Consider the following 16,883-nt stretch of genomic DNA (forward strand, 5'->3'; position numbering starts at 1 on the left):
CGCACAAGGCACAGGGCTCCCGCGCCGAGCGGCCCGCGGCGGAGCCGCCAACGGATGCAGTCGGGAAGGGGCGGGGTTGGGGAAAGATTCCCGCATGAATCGAAGCCCCGACCTCACCCTCCCCGAAGTAGAAGCGGTAGCCCGTCAGGCCCACGCCACCCAGAAAGACAAAGCGGGCCGCCCCTATACGGAGCACCTGCGAGCCGTGGCCGACGGAGTCGAGGCCCGAGGCGGCTCGCCGGAACAAATCGCCGCCGCCTGGCTCCACGACGCCATAGAGGACAACGCCCTCACCGAGCAGTGGCTGCGGGACGCGCGCCTCACTCCACGTACGAAGGACATCGTGCGAGCCCTCACCAAGCGTGCGGGCGAATCCCCCGAGGCCTACGCCACCCGCATCCTCACCACCCCCGGCGCCCGCCTGGTCAAGGAGGCGGACCTGGCCCACAACGCAAATCCGGCCCGTCTAGCAGAGCTAGACGGGCCGACCCGCACTCGCCTCACGGCGAAGTACGCCAACATGCACGCCCTACTGGGCCTTGAACCACCGCGCTAGGAGGAGGACTTCGCCCGCTCCCGAGCCAACGCCGCGGCATCCCGCTTGAACGCCCACTCCATCTTCGGCTCCATGGCGAAGCGGAACATCCGCTGCACAGGAGGCGTACAGAGGAGCGTCACCACCGTCCCGGCCGCCAGCGATACGCACACCTGACCGACAGGCGTGTGTACCCAGTCGTGGTCGAACCAACCCCAGAAACGCGAGCCCTTGGCGAGGAAGCCGTGCAGCAGGTAGCCGTACAACGTGCCCGCGCCGAGCACCGTGAACCACATCTTGCGACGCGGAACCCACGCGAAGAAGCACGCGGTGAGGACGACGGAGCAGCCGAACAGCGCCAGCGTCATCACGACACCGGCCCACCAAGGAGCGCCCAACTCCTGCGCGCTGTCCCGGCGGTAGAACCACGCGGAGGTCATCCGCGGACCGGCCCAGTACGCGAGAAGCAGCGCGCTCGCGAAGATCGGGATGGAGAGCAGCCGCACCTCGCGGCGCCGCACCAGCTGGAAGTACTCGGGCTTCATGAACAGGCCGAGCACGAAGAAGGGCAGGAACTGCAGCACCCGCTGCAGATCGAGGTCGTCGCCGATGTCGGGCGAGACCGAGGCGAGCACGGCGATGGCCAGCGCCAGCGGCACCGGCCAGCGGACCAGCTTCCACAGCGGAGTCGTCAGACGCCAGACGAAGAGCGCGACCAGGAACCAGGTGAGGTACCAGGGGTCGAGCAGACTGATCGGCTGTGTCGGATCGTCGTCCGCGTAGCGCTTGAAGAAGGTGTACGCGACTTCGAAGATGACGTACGGCACGGCGATGCCGGTCACCAGGCGCTTGAGGCGGTCGGACCGCATGTCGAAGCTGCGCGAGAAGTAGCCGGAGATGAGGATGAACGCCGGCATGTGGAAGGTGTAGACGGTCATGTACAGCGCCTCTGCGGCGCGGCTGCCGTCCGTCAGCGGCTCCCAGGCGTGCGCCATCGCGACCAGCACGATCGCCAGGTACTTGGCGTTGTCGAAGAAGGAGTCGCGCTGTTTGGCGGACTGACCGGTGGAAACGGGTCTGTCTGAGGTGGAACCGGAGTGGCCCGTGGAGCTGGTGGGGCCGGTGGAGCCTGAGTGACCCGTGGAGCCGGGTCGAGCGGTGGTGCCGGCCGGGGCATGGGGAACGGACGCGGCCATGGTGGACTGGGGGGCGCGGGGGCCAGGGACTCCCTCTGCCGGCACATGTGCCGGGGGGAGCGGCGCCCGGTGGCGGCCGTGCGGTTGAACCGAGTTCGTCACAGGCCCTCCCACCAAGAACCAGGTGAGACGACCCGGGACCGCACTGCGCCTGCGGGGATGGTGGCAGCGTGGAACATCTGAGGCACCCTAGCGTCGCTTGCGTGTATTCGTAAAACCCTCAACTCGCCTGTCATACCAATCACACGCGGTTCGGGACTATTGATGTCCGAGTACCCACAAAACATGGGAGTCGGCATGGAGATTCACCTCCTGTCACCCTCGATACAGGGGTCAAACATCGGGGCGCAATGTCCGTTAGGTCACATTTAATCCCCCTTAAACGTTGCATACCGCCCGCAGGCGACTCTGGTGAAATGTCCGCTTGATTGGCCCTTTGCGGCGCTGGTGATGTGTGTCCGGCAACAATTCGAATTTCTGGCGAACGAGTTGTGTGGCAATGGAAACGATCAAGCCGAATTAGCGGCCACGCGCGGGCTTCGAATTGCCGTGCGGGGGCGCGATGATCAGACGCCCCAAGGGTGCCCCCGTGCGCGAGGGCCGCGCGGGGCGCGTCAGGCCTTGGCCGACGATGTGTCACCGGCCGCATACGGGCGGCGCGTTGGTGGCACGATGGTCCTGGCGGGGGTGTGCGAGGTCGTACCCCCCGGGCCGGGGAGAGACCGACCTAGGGTGTGATCAGTGTGGCCATTTCACTGTCAGTGGTGTTGCTGTTGGCGGTCATCCTTGTGGTGCTGATCCGCGGGGGATCGATCAAAGCGGGGCCCGCGATCGTCGCGGTGCTGTTCGGGTTCTTCCTCGCCTCAACTGGAATGGCGCCTTCCATAAACCGCTTCCTCAATGAGGTGGCTCAGACCATCAACTCGATCAGCTTCTGAGCGGCGCGGCGGTCCGCCGCGATGCGAAACCGGCCAAGCTGCCCGCGCGGCCGGCGCTCTCGTCGGCGACCCCCGAGGCGCCCTCGAAGGAGCCCGCGCGCCGCATGCCCCTGGAACGCGAAAAGGCCTCCGGCCCGGTTCCGAGGAACCGGGCCGGAGGCCACAGAGCGGGTGACGGGAATCGAACCCGCGTAGCTAGTTTGGAAGACTAGGGCTCTACCATTGAGCTACACCCGCACAGCTCGTGCCGCAGGACACCGCAGATCAGCGACCGCTGCACGGCAAGCATCGTAGCGGGTCGGAGCCCCTCGCCGCACACCCCGTACGTACTCGCGATTAAGCGGGCGCCGCACTGCCTGCGGGCATGTACCCTACGTGTCGCACCGACGGGGTGTGGCGCAGCTTGGTAGCGCGTCCGCTTTGGGAGCGGAAGGCCGTGGGTTCAAATCCCGCCACCCCGACCAGCAAGATCTCCCTCACAAGATCGCATTGTGGGTCGGCTCCCGCTTGCCGTTACTATGCAAGCTGTGTGCCCGTGTGTCTCTGAGCCGGGCTCAATCCCAAGAAGTCAGCCCCAAGGAGACCGAACCGTGAAGAGCGCCGTGGAGACCCTGAACCCGACCCGGGTTCGGCTCACTGTTGAGGTGCCCTTCGAGGAGCTCAAGGAAAGCCTCGACGCGGCCTACAAGAAGATCAACCAGCAGGTCACGGTGAAGGGCTTCCGCAAGGGCAAGATCCCTGCCCGAGTCATCGACCAGCGGTTCGGCCGCGGCGCCGTCCTCGAAGAGGCCGTCAACGACGCGCTCCCGAAGTTCTACACCGAGGCCGTGAACGAGGCCGAGCTCAACGTCCTGGGTCAGCCCGAGGTGGACATCACCGAGCTGAAGGACAACGAGACCCTCAACTTCACCGCTGAGGTCGACATCCGTCCCGCGATCGAGATCCCGGACTACTCCGGCATCGAGGTCGAGGTCGACGCGGTCGAGGTCAGCGACGAAGACGTCGACAAGGCCGTCGAGGAGCTCCGTGAGCGCTTCGCGTCCACCTCGCCGGTCGAGCGTGCCGCCGTGGACGGCGACGTCGTGACGATCGACCTGGAGGCCAAGGTCGAGGGCGAGGTCCTGGAGGACGGCGTCGCGTCCGGCGTCTCCTACACGATCGGCTCGGGCGAGCTCCTCGAAGGCATCGACGAGGCCGTCACGGGCCTGGAGGCCGGTGGCGAGGCCACCTTCACCTCCGAGCTCAAGGGCGGCTCCGCCACGGGTAAGGAGTCCGAGGTGACCGTCAAGGTCACCCAGGTCGCCGCCCGTGAACTGCCCGCCCTGGACGACGACTTCGCGCAGCTCGCGTCGGAGTTCGACACCCTGGACGAGGTCAAGGCGGACAGCCGCAAGCGCCTCGAGAACATGAAGCAGTACGACCAGGCGACCCAGGCCCAGGAGCGCGTCCTGGAGAAGCTGCTCGAGCTCGTCGAGGTCCCCGTCCCCGAGAAGCTCCTCGTGGACGAGATCGAGACCCGCAAGCACAACCTGGTGAACCACCAGCTCGGCCAGATGGGCCTCGACCTCGAGAAGTACCTGGAGATCCAGGGCAAGACCGAGGAAGAGTTCGACGCCGAGACCAAGGAGCAGGCCGAGAAGGGCATCAAGACGCAGTTCGTCCTTGACGAGCTCGTCAACAAGGAGAAGCTGAACGTGAACCAGGAGGAGCTCACCGAGCACCTCATGCGTCGCGCGCAGTCCTCCGGCATGAGCCCCGACCAGTTCGCCCAGGCGGTCGTCGAAGGCGGCCAGGTCCCGATGCTGGTCGGCGAGGTCGCCCGCGGCAAGGCCCTCGCGGTCGTCGTCGAGGCCGCGTCGGTCAAGGACACGAACGGCGAGGTCGTGGACCTCGACGACGAGGACGAGACCGCCGAGACGGTCGAGGCCACGGAGTCGGCTGACTCCGCCGAGGAGAAGACCGAGGCCTGAGCCTCGCTCTGACGCTCGTACGACAGGGCCCCCGGGACTTCGGTCCCGGGGGCCCTGTCGCGCCCCGTCAGGGGCGCGGGGAACCGCGCGCTCAGCCACGTACGAGCCGCACCCGCCAGGGGAGACCCGCTACAGACGCGTCCGCGACCGCGTGGGGGGCGGGCCGCGCCGTTCCCCGCGCCCCTGACTGGGCATTGACGGGGCCCGAGGCAACCCCGGGGCCCCTGCTCAAGGCGCCCCCGCCAGAACCTGCGCTCACAGCGAACAGGTCCCTTTGCGGGATTCCCCGGGCGGGGCTGAGCGTTAGGGTCCATGAATACGAGGGCAGGGGAGTCCCCGAAGCCGTCCCGGAGCGGCGAGCACGCGGGGTCCCAAGCCTCAGAAGAAGACGTGAGACGGCCCGGCGCCGTCGTAAGACGAGCAGGTGGATACGTGACGAATCTGATGCCCTCCGCCGCCGGCGACCCCTCCATCGGTGGTGGCCTCGGCGACCAGGTCTACAACCGGCTGCTCGGCGAGCGGATCATCTTCCTCGGCCAGGCCGTGGACGACGACATCGCCAACAAGATCACCGCGCAGTTGCTGCTCCTTGCCGCAGAGCCGGACAAGGACATCTTCCTTTACATCAACAGCCCTGGTGGATCCATCACGGCCGGCATGGCGATCTACGACACCATGCAGTACATCCAGAACGACGTGGTGACGATCGCGATGGGCATGGCGGCCTCGATGGGCCAGTTCCTGCTCAGCGCCGGTACGCCCGGCAAGCGCTTCGCGCTGCCGAACGCCGAGATCCTGATCCACCAGCCCTCCGCCGGACTCGCGGGCTCCGCGTCGGACATCAAGATCCACGCCGAGCGTCTTCTCCTCACGAAGAAGAAGATGGCCGAGCTCACCGCGTTCCACACGGGTCAGACCGTCGAGCAGGTCACCCGCGACTCGGACCGCGACCGCTGGTTCGACCCGCTGGAGGCCAAGCAGTACGGCCTCATCGACGACATCATGCCCAACGCGGCCAGCATGCCGGGCGGCGGCGGCACCGGAGCCTGAGCCTCACCGCTCAGCCCTTCCGAAGCCGACCTCAGCCCACGCTCCTCAGGAGACCTACAGAGATGAAGAACTACCCCGGCAGCGGCCTCTACGAGCGCACCCAGGCCGAGTACACCGGCCCGACCGCCGAATCCCGCTACGTCATCCCGCGCTTCGTCGAGCGCACCTCGCAGGGCGTGCGTGAGTACGACCCGTACGCGAAGCTGTTCGAGGAGCGCGTGATCTTCCTCGGCGTGCAGATCGACGACGCGTCCGCCAACGACGTCATGGCGCAGCTCCTGTGCCTGGAGTCGATGGACCCCGACCGTGACATCTCGATCTACATCAACAGCCCCGGCGGCTCCTTCACGGCGCTCACGGCGATCTACGACACGATGCAGTTCGTGAAGCCCGACGTGTCGACGGTCTGCATGGGCCAGGCGGCGTCCGCCGCCGCCGTGCTCCTCTCGGCGGGTACGCCGGGCAAGCGCATGGCGCTCCCGAACGCGCGCGTCCTGATCCACCAGCCCTACAGCGAGACGGGCCGCGGTCAGGTCTCCGACCTGGAGATCGCCGCGAACGAGATCCTCCGGATGCGCTCGCAGCTGGAGGAGATGCTGGCCAAGCACTCCACGACGCCGATCGAGAAGATCCGCGACGACATCGAGCGCGACAAGATCCTCACTGCCGAGGACGCGCTGGCGTACGGCCTGATCGACCAGATCATCTCCACTCGGAAGATGAACAATTCCTCGGTCGTCTGACGCAGCGATGTAGCATCTGCCGTTCCTCGGCGCGGTCCACGTCAAAGTGAACCGCGCCAAGGGGGGCCCGAACGGGGGGCCGGGCAAGGTACCGTCAGATAGAGGCACCAGGAGTCGCTGAACGTGGCGTCTCCCAGGCGAAGGGGAAGCACCTCGTGGCACGCATCGGTGACGGCGGCGATCTGCTCAAGTGCTCGTTCTGCGGGAAGAGTCAGAAGCAGGTCAAGAAGCTCATCGCAGGTCCCGGTGTGTACATCTGCGATGAGTGCATCGACCTCTGTAACGAGATCATCGAGGAAGAGCTCGCGGAGACGAGCGAGGTGCGGTGGGAGGAACTCCCCAAGCCTCGTGAGATCTACGAATTCCTCGAGGGGTATGTCGTGGGCCAGGAGCCCGCGAAGAAAGCCCTCTCGGTGGCGGTCTACAACCACTACAAGCGGGTCCAGGCCGGGGAGACCGGCGGCGCGCAGGGCCGTGACGACGCGATCGAACTCGCCAAGTCCAACATCCTGTTGCTCGGCCCGACCGGTTCCGGCAAGACGCTGCTCGCGCAGACGCTCGCGCGCATGCTGAACGTCCCGTTCGCCATCGCGGACGCGACGGCGCTCACGGAGGCGGGTTATGTCGGCGAGGACGTCGAGAACATCCTCCTGAAGCTCATCCAGGCCGCTGACTACGACGTCAAGAAGGCCGAGACGGGCATCATCTACATCGACGAGATCGACAAGGTCGCTCGCAAGAGCGAGAACCCCTCGATCACGCGCGATGTATCGGGTGAGGGCGTCCAGCAGGCACTGCTCAAGATCCTGGAGGGTACGACCGCCTCGGTTCCACCGCAGGGCGGCCGCAAGCACCCGCACCAGGAGTTCATCCAGATCGACACGACGAACGTGCTCTTCATCGTGGGCGGCGCCTTCGCCGGCCTCGAGAAGATCATCGAGTCGCGGGCCGGCGCGAAGGGCATCGGCTTCGGCGCCACGATCCACTCCAAGCGCGAGCTTCAGGAGAAGGACCGGTTCGAGGACATCATGCCGGAGGACCTGGTGAAGTTCGGGATGATCCCCGAGTTCATCGGCCGCCTCCCCGTGATCACCTCGGTCCACAACCTGGACCGCGAGGCTCTGCTCCAGATCCTGGTGGAGCCGCGCAACGCGCTCGTCAAGCAGTACCAGCGCCTCTTCGAACTCGACGGCGTGGAGCTGGAGTTCGAGCGCGAGGCCCTTGAGGCCATCGCCGACCAGGCGATCCTGCGCCAGACCGGCGCGCGAGGCCTGCGCGCCATCATGGAGGAAGTCCTCCAGTCGGTGATGTACGAGGTCCCGTCCCGCAAGGACGTGGCCCGCGTAGTCATCACGGCGGACGTCGTCCATTCGAACGTGAACCCGACGCTGGTGCCGCGCGACGCGCGGGGTCCGGGGCCGGGAGAGCAGAAGTCCGCATAGGCGGCAGCCCGTCGCGTACGACGAAGGGGGCGCCCCGCGATCACTCGCGGGGCGCCCCCTTCAACGTGTCGCCGTGCGGAGCTACTTGGCCTCTACGCGGACGTCGGCGCGGAGCTTGGCGGTCAGGTCCGCGGCCGTGTCGAGGGAGATGTCCTTGCCGCTGGCGACGGCGCTCGCGTCGGAGTGCCCGACGGAGGCGACCGTGCTGTGGTCGCCCCAGACGCACATCGGCGTCTGGAAGGTGTTGGGGATGTCGTCCTCCTGCTCGGCCTTGTCGGGGGCGCCGAGCCGGAACTCGGCCTTCTGGCACTTCATGACGCCGTTGTCGAAGCCGTCCGGCGTGAACTCCTCGGGGCTGCCGATGAGCTTCACGCTCCCGGGCTCGTCAGTGGACTTCTTCTTCATCTCGGCGAACATGGCGTCCACGACCTTCTCGGGGTCGTCGATCTCGCCGTACACACCGGAGAAGTTGAGGCTCTTCATGCTCGCGCCCGAGCCCGAGTTGTACGCGCCGTGGGCGTCCTTGGGACTGCCGACGCCCTGCTTCTCCAGGTCCTTGAGATCACTCGACGACATACCGCCACCGCCGGCGCCCGAGTTGTCCTGCTTGTACTCGCCGCCGATGATGCTCGCGGGCGCCGTCAGCTTGTACGTCTTGCCGTCGTCGGCGACGGATCCGCCGTCCTTGCCCGCGGTGAACCACCACACACCGGCCCCGACCGCCACGATCGCGACGACGGCACCGATGACGATCCCGGCCTTCTTGCCGCCACCGCCGCTCGGCGGGGCCTGCCCGTACGGGGCTTGTCCGTACGGAGCTTGTCCGTACGGGGCTTGCGGCTGCTGGCCGTACGGCCCCTGCGGCTGCTGGGGGTAGCCGTAGCCGGGCTGCTGCTGCGGAGGCTGCGGGGGCTGCTGGGGGGCGCCGTAGGGCCCCTGCTGGCCGTAGGGTCCAGGCTGCTGCGGCTGGCCACCGTAGGGTCCAGGCTGCTGCTGCGGCTGGCCGCCGTACGGTCCCGGCTGGTTGTAACTCATGACGTGGGTTCCTCTCTAGACGCGTTCGGTCGGCTCAGAGCTTGACGCGGACTTCCTTGCGGAACTTGGCCGTCGTCTCCGCGGCCCCGTCGAGGTCGGCGCTCTTGCCTGCCATCGCGTTCGCCACATCCGAGGTGATCGCTATGCCAAGGGTGCTGTTGTCGCCCCAGATGCAGGTCGCCATCGACATCTCGCTCGGGCCCTGGCTGCTGCCGGCGGTCGACGACGAACCGAGGTCGAGCTTCATCTCCTGGCACTTGAGGACCGCGCCGTCGAGCCCGGCGGGGCTGTACGACTTGGGGCTGCCGACCAGCTTCATCTCGCCGCCACCGGCGCCGGTGCCGCCCTCCTCGGCGTTCTTCGCCGCCTCGCCGAACATCGCGTCGACGACCTTCTCGGGGTCGGTGATGTCGCCGTAGACGCCGTTGAACTGCAGCACCTTCTGCGACAGCGGGTTGTCCTCGTCCCCCGCCTGGTACTGGGCCGCGACGTCCTTGGCGTTCTTCACGCCCTGCTCCTCGGCCTTCTCGATGTCGTCGGAGCTCATGCCGCCTTCGCTGCCGGCTTCCTTGTTCTGCTTGTACTCGGAGAGGACCGTCGCCGGCGTGATCAGCTTGTGCGGACCGTCGTCCTTGATGCCGGCGCCGCCGCCCGCCACCGAGGAGCCGCCGCCCTTCTTGCCGCCGTCGTCGTCACCGCCCGCGAGAACGAAGTAGCCACCGACGGCGACCGCGACGACCGCGACCACGGCGGCGATGATGATGCCGGTCTTCTTGCCGCCGCCCTGCGGGGGCACGGGCGGCGGGAACTGTCCGTAGGGGGCCTGCGGCTGCTGCCCGTACGGGGCCTGCTGCTGGGGGTAGCCATAGCCGGGCTGCTGCTGCGGCGCCTGCTGCTGCGGCGCCTGCGGGGGGTAGCCGTAGCCGGGCTGCGGGGCCTGCGGCGGCTGGCCGTAGGGGCCGGGCTGCTGCGGAGGCTGCCCTCCTCCGTACGGCCCGGGCTGCTGGGGCTGCTGGCCGCCGTACGGGCCCGGCTGGTTGTAGCTCATGGGTGGGTTCCCCCTGTGTGCGCTTATGTGTAGCCAACATCCTGACGGAAGCAGCCCCGGCCGAAGCGACCGGGGCTGCTGAGCGCGAGGCGATGCCGTCGGGACATCAGACGAGAAATCAGGCCTTGACGCGGACTTCCTTGCGGAGCTTCGTCGCCGTGTCGGCGGCGTCGTCCAGCGAGGCGCTCTTACCGGTCATGGCGCTTCCCATGTCGATCGGGATCACGATGCCGAGGGTGCTGTGGTCGCCCCAGATACAGACCGGCATGCGGATCGACTTGGGTCCGGAGCCGCCACCCTTGACCTCCGTCTCCTGGCACTTGATGACCGCGCCGTCCGCGTCGAAGCTCTTCGGGCTGCCGACCAGCTTGCCCGTGGAGGTGGAGGCGCCCTCCTTCTCGGACTCCGTCTTCATCTTGTCGAACATTCCGTCCACGACCTTGGACGGGTCGCCGATCTCGCCGTAGACGCCCATGAACTTGATCATCTTCTGCGCCAACGGGTTGCTCTTGTCACCCGACTGGTACTCGGCGTCCACGGGCTTGCCGTTCTTGACGCCGTCCTTCTCGGCCCTCGCCATGTCGTCGTCGTTGAAACCGCCGTCGGTGCCGGCCTGCTTCTTGTACTCGGAGAGAACCGTCTCCGGCGTGACGAGCTTGTGCTTGCCGTCGTCCGTCACCGCCGAGTTGCCCGCCGACGACGAGCTGTCGTCCTTGCCCGCCGTGAACCACCAGATGCCGCCGCCGATCGCGACGAGCGCGACGACCGCGCCGATGATGAGGCCGGTCTTCTTGCCGTTGCCGCCACCCGCGGGCGGGGGCGGCGGGACCTGCCCGTACGGGGCCTGCTGCTGGCCGTGGTCGTAGGGACCCGGCTGCTGCGGCTGGCTGTAGCCGCCCTGCTGCGGAGGGACGCCCTGCGGGGGCTGCTGGGGGTAGCCGTAGCCGGGCTGGGGTGCCTGCGGCTGCTGGCCGTAGGGCCCAGGCTGGCCCGGCTGCTGCCCGTGAGGACCGGGCTGCTGGGGCTGCTGCCCGCCGTACGGGCCAGGCTGGTTGTAGCTCATTGCGTGACTTCCCCCTGAGTGCGCTTATGTGATTCCGACATCCTGACCGACGCCGGAGTCCCATGGGGCGTCGGACCGCAACCGTTACTCAAGAATCCGGTTTCGGGACGGGTCTGTGACACCTCTAAACTGGGACCGTGACCGAGAATCCTCAGCAGCAGACTCCAGCGCCCATCACCGAACTGCCGACCCAGTACGCGCCGGCCGAGGTAGAGGGGACGCTGTACGAGCGCTGGGTAGAACGCGGCTACTTCTCCGCCGACGCGGCGAGCGAGAAGCCTCCGTACACGGTCGTCATCCCGCCGCCGAACGTCACGGGCTCCCTGCACCTGGGCCACGCCTTCGAGCACACGCTCATCGACGCCCTCACCCGCCGCAAGCGCATGCAGGGCTTCGAGACGCTCTGGCAGCCGGGCATGGACCACGCCGGTATCGCCACGCAGAACGTCGTGGAGCGCGAGCTCGCCAAGGAGGGCAAGTCCCGCCACGACCTGGGGCGCGAGGAGTTCATCGACCGGGTCTGGCAGTGGAAGGACGAGTCCGGCGGGCAGATCTCCGGGCAGATGCGCCGCCTCGGCGACGGCGTCGACTGGGAGCGTGAGCGGTTCACGATGGACGAGGGGCTTTCCCAGTCCGTCCAGACCATCTTCAAGAAGCTCTACGACGACGAGCTGATCTACCGCGCCGAGCGCATCATCAACTGGTGCCCGCGCTGTCTGACCGCCATCTCCGACATCGAGGTCGAGTACCAGGACGACGACGGCGAGCTCGTCTCGCTGAAGTACGGGGACGGGGACGAGACCCTCGTCGTCGCCACCACCCGCGCCGAGACGATGCTCGGTGACACGGCCATCGCCGTCCACCCCGACGACGAGCGGTACAAGCACCTCGTCGGCAAGCTGATCAAGCTGCCGCTCACCGACCGCTCCATCCCGGTCGTCGCGGACGAGCACGTCGACCCCGAGTTCGGCACGGGCTGCGTCAAGGTGACCCCGGCGCACGACCCGAACGACTTCGAGATCGGCCAGCGCCACGACCTGCCGAACATCGCGGTCATGGACGAGCACGCCGTGATCACCGTTCCCGGCCCCTTCCAGGGCCTGGACCGGCTCGAAGCCCGCAGCGCCATCGTCGGCGCCCTGCGCGCCGAGGGCCGCATCGTCGCCGAGAAGCGCCCGTACACGCACTCGGTCGGCCACTGCTCGCGCTGCAAGACCACCATCGAGCCGCGCCTGTCGATGCAGTGGTGGGTCAAGGTCGGCCCGCTCGCGAAGGCCGCCGGTGACGCGGTCCGCGACGGCAAGGTCGCGATCCACCCGCAGGAGATGGAGAAGCGCTACTTCGACTGGGTCGACAACCTCCACGACTGGTGCATCTCGCGCCAGCTGTGGTGGGGCCACCGGATCCCGGTCTGGTACGGGCCGAACGGCGAAGTCGTCTGCGTCGGACCCGACGACGAGGCGCCCACCGGCGAGGGCTGGACCCAGGACTCCGACGTCCTGGACACCTGGTTCTCCTCCGGCCTGTGGCCGTTCTCCACGCTCGGCTGGCCCGAGGAGACCGACAGCCTGGCGAAGTTCTATCCGAACTCCGTCCTGGTCACCGGCTACGACATCCTCTTCTTCTGGGTCGCCCGGATGATGATGTTCGGCCTGTACGCGATGGACGGCACCCCGCCGTTCCACACGATCGTGCTGCACGGCATGGTCCGCGACCAGTTCGGCAAGAAGATGTCGAAGTCCTTCGGCAACGCGGTCAACCCGCTCGACTGGATGGACAAGTACGGCTCGGACGCCGTCCGCTTCACACTGGCCCGCGGCGCCAACCCCGGCGTCGACGTGCCGATCGGCGAGGACTGGGTCCAGGGCTCGCGCAACTTCGCCAACAAGATCTGGAACGCCACGCGCTTCGCGCTGATGAACGGCGCCACGATCGAGGGCGAACTGCCGCCCGTGGAGCAGCAGTCGGCGACGGACCGCTGGATTCTGTCCCGTCTCAACGCGACGGTCGCCGAGGTCGACGCGTTCTACGACGACTACCAGTTCGCCAAGCTGTCGGACAGCCTCTTCCACTTCGCGTGGGACGAGGTCTTCGACTGGTACGTCGAGCTGTCCAAGACCACGTTCATGGGCGGCGGCGAAGCGGCGAAGGTCTCGGGCCGCGTCCTGGGCGAGGTCCTCGACGTGACGCTGCGCCTGCTCCACCCGATCGTCCCGTTCGTCACGGAGACGCTCTGGACGACGCTCACCGGTCGCGAGTCCCTCGTGATCGCCGAGTGGCCCAAGGACAGTGGGTTCCGCGACACCGGTGCCGAGCAGGAGATCGAGACGCTCCAGCAGGTCATCACCGAGGTCCGCCGCTTCCGCGCCGACCAGGGTCTTCAGCCGGGCCAGAAGGTCCCGGCCCGTCTCACCCTGGACGGCACGGCGCTCGCCCCGCACGAGGCGGCCATCCGCCAGCTCCTGCGCCTCCAGCCGGAGGGCGAGGGCTTCGCGGCCACCGCCACGCTGCCGGTCTCGGGCGCCACGGTCGCGCTCGACCTGTCCGGCACGATCGACGTCGGGGCGGAGCGCAAGCGTCTGGCCAAGGACCTCGCGGCGGCCGAGAAGGAGAAGGCGCAGGCCACGGCGAAGCTCGGCAACGAAGCGTTCCTGGCGAAGGCGCCGGACAACGTGGTCGACAAGATCAGGGGCCGCCTCACCAAGGCGGACGGCGACATCGCCCGGCTGCAGGCCCAGCTGGACGGTCTGCCGCAGGCCTAGTCAGGCACTGGAGACAGGGCCCATGGAACCGACCGGTTCCATGGGCCCTGTCCCGTGTTCGGCTCCCGTCTCCTGCCCGGGGATGTACACCTGCTCGGGGATGTGAAGGCCCAGGCGCACCAGCTCCGCCTCGGCGAGCGCGTCGATGATGTCGGGGTCGCCGCCGCGCCAGCCCTCGGCGAGGCTGCCCGCGGTGGCGTCGGGGAGTTCGTACGCCATCCGTGCGACCTCGTCCAGCGGCCGAAGGAGGGCGCGCAGGGCGAGCAGCTCGCGGCCGTCGTCGCTCGCGGCGAGCTCCTGGGCGGCTGCTGCCTGCCGGATCCAGCGCAGGCGGCGGGGGAGCCAGCTCTTGAGCACGAGGCCCACGGGTACGAGGAAGACGACGACGGCGCCCACGATCACCGCGGCCCGGACGATCACCGGGTCCCCGGCTCCGGCGGCGTCCGCGGCGGCCCGCAGCGCGGAGTCGACGCGATCACCGACCAGGGGCAGCCGGGAGGGATCACCGAGCGACGGGGCGTGGGTCCGAGGCGTGGGGCGGGTGAGCAGACAGGCAAGCCGGTAGGCGACGAAGGCCGCGGCGGTCCACAGCGCGGTCCAGAGCAGGACCGCGCCGTCGCCGAGCAGCTGGCGGGTCCGTCGGCCGGGGTTCTGGGCATACCACATGGTCTGATTTGACCCCTGGAGTCCGCCTTTCGGGGGCTGCCACGCCGACGGTCGCCGACGTGTCACACTTCACGAAATAAAGGTCATAAGTCCGATGATTCGGGCAGAAGGACCTTGGATGATGGAGGGCATGCACGACCTGCCCGTCGCCCAGGCGATCCGCGAGGCGGCGGCCGCGGGCCGACGCCTGGCCGGGCATTGGGCGGGTGCGCCCCGGGCGCAGGACGCCCTCACCGCGCTGAGCTGCCTGGCCCTGATGGGCCTGGACGTCCCCGGCCTCGCCGAGGCGGACAACTCCCTCAACGGCCCGCTCGCGGCCCTGGTCCTCACCTGCGGCGCCGCGTCCCTGCTGCTGCGCCGCCGGGCTCCGTGGGTGTCGTACGCGGTGGCCCTCTCGTTCATCGGCTGGCTGCACGAGCTGACCCTCGCCCAGTTCGCGCTGTACTCGCTCGCCAGACACCGCGGCCGTCTCGCCGGCACGCTCGGTGTGATCGGCTATGTGGCCTTCTCGTACGTGATGTTCACTCTCCCCGGCTGGCCGGTGCACCGCGGTGACAGCCTGAGCTCCTTCCTCAGCCTGGTCGTGCCGATCGGGGTGCTCGCGACGGGGGTCGGCGTCGCGGCCAACCGGCAGGACCTGGTCCGTGCGCTCCAGGCGCAGCGGGCCGAGACGGACGCGTTGCACGCGGTCCAGCGGGAGCGGTCCCGCATCGCACGGGACGTGCACGACTTCGTCGGGCGCGAGCTGACGCTGTTGAGCGTGCGCTCGCAGGTGTTCGCCCGGCGGGCGGGCGGCGGGGACTTCGAGGACGGCTTCGAGGAGCTCTCGGAGACGGCCCGTTCGGCGCACCGGATGCTGAACGAGATCATCGTGCGGCGGGGTGTGGACGGTGCGCCGACGCCCGGTCTCGATGCGCTTCCCGGCCTTGTCGAGCGCAGTGAGCTCGCGGGTACGCCGGTCGATCTCCTGATCGACGGGGCGGCCTGTCGGCTCTCGCCCATTCGGCAGGCGGCCGTGCATCGGGTGGTGCAGGAGTGTCTGACGAACGCGGCCAAGCACGCGCCCGGGGAGCGGGTCGACGTGCGGGTGGAGGTGGCCGACGGTCACCTGCGTGTGAGCGTGCGCAATGCCCTGTCCGTGGCCGCGCCCGCCTCGTCACCCGTCTCCGCCGGGACCGGTACCGCCGGTATGGCCGAGCGGGTCCGCTCCGTGGGCGGCACCTTCTCCGCCGGGCCCCGGCGCGGGGTGTACGAGGTCCTGGCGGCGCTGCCCGCGGGGGACTTGGTCTGAGGGACGGACGCCTGCCCCGCGGGCAGCGCCGCCAGAACCTACGCCGCCGACATCACCCGCTCCAGCCCGTCGAAGTCCTCCACGCACTTTCCGCAGCCCATCGCCACGCTGTCCAAGGGATCGTCGGCCACGAAGACCGGGATGCCGGTGGCCGATGCCATGCGCAGGTCCAGGGCGGGGAGCAGCGCTCCGCCGCCCGTCAGGGTGATGCCGTGTTCCATGATGTCGCCCGAGAGCTCCGGCGGGCACTCCTCCAGCGTCGTCCGCACCGCGGCGATGATCGCCTCCACCGGCTCGTCGAGCGCCGCCCGCACCTCGCGCACCGTCAGCTCCACCGTCTTCGGAAGGCCGCGCACCTTCTCCCGTCCCCGCACGGTGAACGTCCGCGACTCCAGCGCTTCGTCCCCGGGCACCGGCCACGCCGAGCCGATGGCGACCTTGATGTCCTCGGCGGTCCGCTCGCCGATGAGCAGCCCGTGCTCCTTGCGCACGAAGTTCGTGATCGCCTCGTCCAGACGGTCCCCGCCCACCCGCAGCGACTGCGACGTGACGATCCCGCCCAGGGAGATGACGGCGACCTCGGACGTGCCGCCCCCGATGTCGACCACCATCGATCCCCGCGGCTCCGCCACCGGAAGTCCCGCCCCGATCGCCGCGGCCATCGGCTCCTCCACCAGGTGCACGGCACGGGCCCCGGCCCGCTGTGCCGCGTGCACGATGGCCCGGCGCTCGACCGGCGTGACGCCGCTCGGCACGCACACCACCATCCGCGTACGAGGACGGCGCCCCGGCACGGCCTTGCGCACGAAGTGCCGGATCATCTCCTCGGCGGCTTCGTAGTCGCTGATCACACCGCCCCGCAGGGGGCGGATCGCGGTGATGGACCCCGGCGTACGGCCGATCGTCTCCTTGGCCTCCGTACCGACGGCCAGGGCCGTGCGCGCCCCCTCCTTGACGGCGACCACGGACGGTTCGTTGAGCACGATGCCCTGCCCGCGCACGTAGAGAAGGGTGTTCGCTGTACCGAGGTCGATGCCTATGTCCATGATCACCAAGTTTGCCCGGCGATTGACCGGATCGGCGGGACCAAGGTCCCGAATCGACCGGGACCAAAGTCCTGACAGGTCCCGGCGGCGGCTGTCGG

At 68.5% G+C, this 16,883-nt stretch carries 14 protein-coding genes and 2 tRNA genes; 9 read left to right on the forward strand and 7 right to left on the reverse strand.

Annotation, left to right across the window (positions count from 1 at the left end):
- The first annotated feature begins 94 nt into the window (after positions 1 to 94).
- Positions 95 to 556, forward strand: a complete 462-nt coding sequence (locus ACFVXC_RS20810) for an HD domain-containing protein (protein WP_389907139.1) — start codon at positions 95 to 97, stop codon at positions 554 to 556.
- Here the strand turns inward: ACFVXC_RS20810 and ACFVXC_RS20815 are convergent.
- Positions 553 to 1,833 carry an acyltransferase family protein gene (locus ACFVXC_RS20815; RefSeq protein ID WP_389907141.1) on the reverse strand — a complete coding sequence of 427 codons (1,281 nt, stop codon included), beginning with the start codon at positions 1,831 to 1,833 and terminating at the stop codon, positions 553 to 555. The genes ACFVXC_RS20810 and ACFVXC_RS20815 overlap by 4 nt on opposite strands.
- A 641-nt stretch (positions 1,834 to 2,474) precedes the next feature.
- Between ACFVXC_RS20815 and ACFVXC_RS20820 the strand changes: the two genes are divergently transcribed.
- Entirely contained in the window at positions 2,475 to 2,669 is a 195-nt protein-coding gene (locus tag ACFVXC_RS20820) for a hypothetical protein (protein WP_389907143.1), read from the forward strand.
- A 166-nt stretch (positions 2,670 to 2,835) separates the two neighbouring features.
- Here ACFVXC_RS20820 and ACFVXC_RS20825 read toward each other — a convergent pair.
- Positions 2,836 to 2,906: transfer RNA gene (locus ACFVXC_RS20825), tRNA-Gly, on the reverse strand.
- 150 nt (positions 2,907 to 3,056) lie between these two features.
- Here ACFVXC_RS20825 and ACFVXC_RS20830 point away from each other — a divergent pair.
- The 5 genes from ACFVXC_RS20830 to clpX all read left to right on the forward strand — a co-directional run bounded on the left by ACFVXC_RS20830 (position 3,057) and on the right by clpX (position 7,874).
- Positions 3,057 to 3,133: transfer RNA gene (locus ACFVXC_RS20830), tRNA-Pro, on the forward strand.
- 126 nt (positions 3,134 to 3,259) lie between these two features.
- Positions 3,260 to 4,639 (forward strand): trigger factor, encoded by a 1,380-nt coding sequence (gene tig / locus ACFVXC_RS20835; RefSeq protein WP_389907145.1) that lies wholly within the window; start codon positions 3,260 to 3,262, stop codon positions 4,637 to 4,639.
- Positions 4,640 to 5,083: 444 nt separating this feature from the next.
- Positions 5,084 to 5,689 carry an ATP-dependent Clp protease proteolytic subunit gene (locus tag ACFVXC_RS20840; protein WP_389907465.1) on the forward strand — a complete coding sequence of 202 codons (606 nt, stop codon included), beginning with the start codon at positions 5,084 to 5,086 and terminating at the stop codon, positions 5,687 to 5,689.
- A gap of 62 nt (positions 5,690 to 5,751) precedes the next feature.
- Positions 5,752 to 6,432 (forward strand): ATP-dependent Clp protease proteolytic subunit, encoded by a 681-nt coding sequence (locus tag ACFVXC_RS20845; RefSeq protein ID WP_389907147.1) that lies wholly within the window; start codon positions 5,752 to 5,754, stop codon positions 6,430 to 6,432.
- Between the two features lie 155 nt (positions 6,433 to 6,587).
- A complete protein-coding gene (gene clpX / locus ACFVXC_RS20850) occupies positions 6,588 to 7,874 on the forward strand; it encodes an ATP-dependent Clp protease ATP-binding subunit ClpX (RefSeq protein WP_389907149.1) in 1,287 nt (428 codons plus the stop codon).
- Positions 7,875 to 7,955: 81 nt separating this feature from the next.
- Here the strand turns inward: clpX and ACFVXC_RS20855 are convergent, their stop codons facing one another.
- From ACFVXC_RS20855 to ACFVXC_RS20865, 3 genes are all read right to left on the reverse strand, one after another.
- The gene (locus ACFVXC_RS20855; protein WP_389907150.1) at positions 7,956 to 8,909 is read right to left on the reverse strand and encodes a hypothetical protein; all 954 of its coding nucleotides are present in this window, start codon (positions 8,907 to 8,909) and stop codon (positions 7,956 to 7,958) included.
- Between the two features lie 34 nt (positions 8,910 to 8,943).
- The gene (locus tag ACFVXC_RS20860; protein WP_389907152.1) at positions 8,944 to 9,957 is read right to left on the reverse strand and encodes a hypothetical protein; all 1,014 of its coding nucleotides are present in this window, start codon (positions 9,955 to 9,957) and stop codon (positions 8,944 to 8,946) included.
- A gap of 118 nt (positions 9,958 to 10,075) precedes the next feature.
- Complete coding sequence (locus ACFVXC_RS20865) at positions 10,076 to 11,020, reverse strand: hypothetical protein (protein WP_389907154.1); 945 nt, start codon at positions 11,018 to 11,020, stop codon at positions 10,076 to 10,078.
- A 137-nt stretch (positions 11,021 to 11,157) separates the two neighbouring features.
- Here ACFVXC_RS20865 and ACFVXC_RS20870 point away from each other — a divergent pair, with 137 nt between their 5' ends.
- Entirely contained in the window at positions 11,158 to 13,782 is a 2,625-nt protein-coding gene (locus ACFVXC_RS20870; RefSeq protein ID WP_389907156.1) for a valine--tRNA ligase, read from the forward strand.
- On the opposite strand, the gene ACFVXC_RS20875 is transcribed toward ACFVXC_RS20870, so the two are convergent.
- Positions 13,783 to 14,448 (reverse strand): hypothetical protein, encoded by a 666-nt coding sequence (locus ACFVXC_RS20875; RefSeq protein ID WP_389907158.1) that lies wholly within the window; start codon positions 14,446 to 14,448, stop codon positions 13,783 to 13,785.
- A gap of 130 nt (positions 14,449 to 14,578) precedes the next feature.
- Here ACFVXC_RS20875 and ACFVXC_RS20880 point away from each other — a divergent pair, with 130 nt between their 5' ends.
- On the forward strand, positions 14,579 to 15,739 hold the full coding sequence (locus ACFVXC_RS20880) for a sensor histidine kinase (protein ID WP_389907160.1): 1,161 nt from the start codon (positions 14,579 to 14,581) through the stop codon (positions 15,737 to 15,739).
- A gap of 38 nt (positions 15,740 to 15,777) precedes the next feature.
- Here ACFVXC_RS20880 and ACFVXC_RS20885 read toward each other — a convergent pair whose 3' ends face one another.
- On the reverse strand, positions 15,778 to 16,785 hold the full coding sequence (locus ACFVXC_RS20885) for a rod shape-determining protein (protein ID WP_389907162.1): 1,008 nt from the start codon (positions 16,783 to 16,785) through the stop codon (positions 15,778 to 15,780).
- Positions 16,786 to 16,883: the final 98 nt, after the last annotated feature.

Source organism: Streptomyces sp. NPDC058257, assembly GCF_042881845.1.
Classification (GTDB): Bacteria; Actinomycetota; Actinomycetes; order Streptomycetales; family Streptomycetaceae; genus Streptomyces.

Excerpts from the sequence above, each read along its gene's own strand:
- ACFVXC_RS20855 (WP_389907150.1), bottom strand. The coding sequence starts at position 8,909 with ATGAGTTACAACCAGCCGGGACCGTACGGCGGCCAGCCGCAGCAGCAG.
- ACFVXC_RS20860 (WP_389907152.1), bottom strand. The coding sequence starts at position 9,957 with ATGAGCTACAACCAGCCGGGCCCGTACGGCGGCCAGCAGCCCCAGCAG.
- ACFVXC_RS20865 (WP_389907154.1), bottom strand. The coding sequence starts at position 11,020 with ATGAGCTACAACCAGCCTGGCCCGTACGGCGGGCAGCAGCCCCAGCAG.
- ACFVXC_RS20810 (WP_389907139.1), top strand. The coding sequence starts at position 95 with ATGAATCGAAGCCCCGACCTCACCCTCCCCGAAGTAGAAGCGGTAGCC.
- ACFVXC_RS20840 (WP_389907465.1), top strand. The coding sequence starts at position 5,084 with ATGCCCTCCGCCGCCGGCGACCCCTCCATCGGTGGTGGCCTCGGCGAC.
- ACFVXC_RS20885 (WP_389907162.1), bottom strand. The coding sequence starts at position 16,785 with ATGGACATAGGCATCGACCTCGGTACAGCGAACACCCTTCTCTACGTG.
- ACFVXC_RS20875 (WP_389907158.1), bottom strand. The coding sequence starts at position 14,448 with ATGTGGTATGCCCAGAACCCCGGCCGACGGACCCGCCAGCTGCTCGGC.
- ACFVXC_RS20880 (WP_389907160.1), top strand. The coding sequence starts at position 14,579 with ATGCACGACCTGCCCGTCGCCCAGGCGATCCGCGAGGCGGCGGCCGCG.
- ACFVXC_RS20845 (WP_389907147.1), top strand. The coding sequence starts at position 5,752 with ATGAAGAACTACCCCGGCAGCGGCCTCTACGAGCGCACCCAGGCCGAG.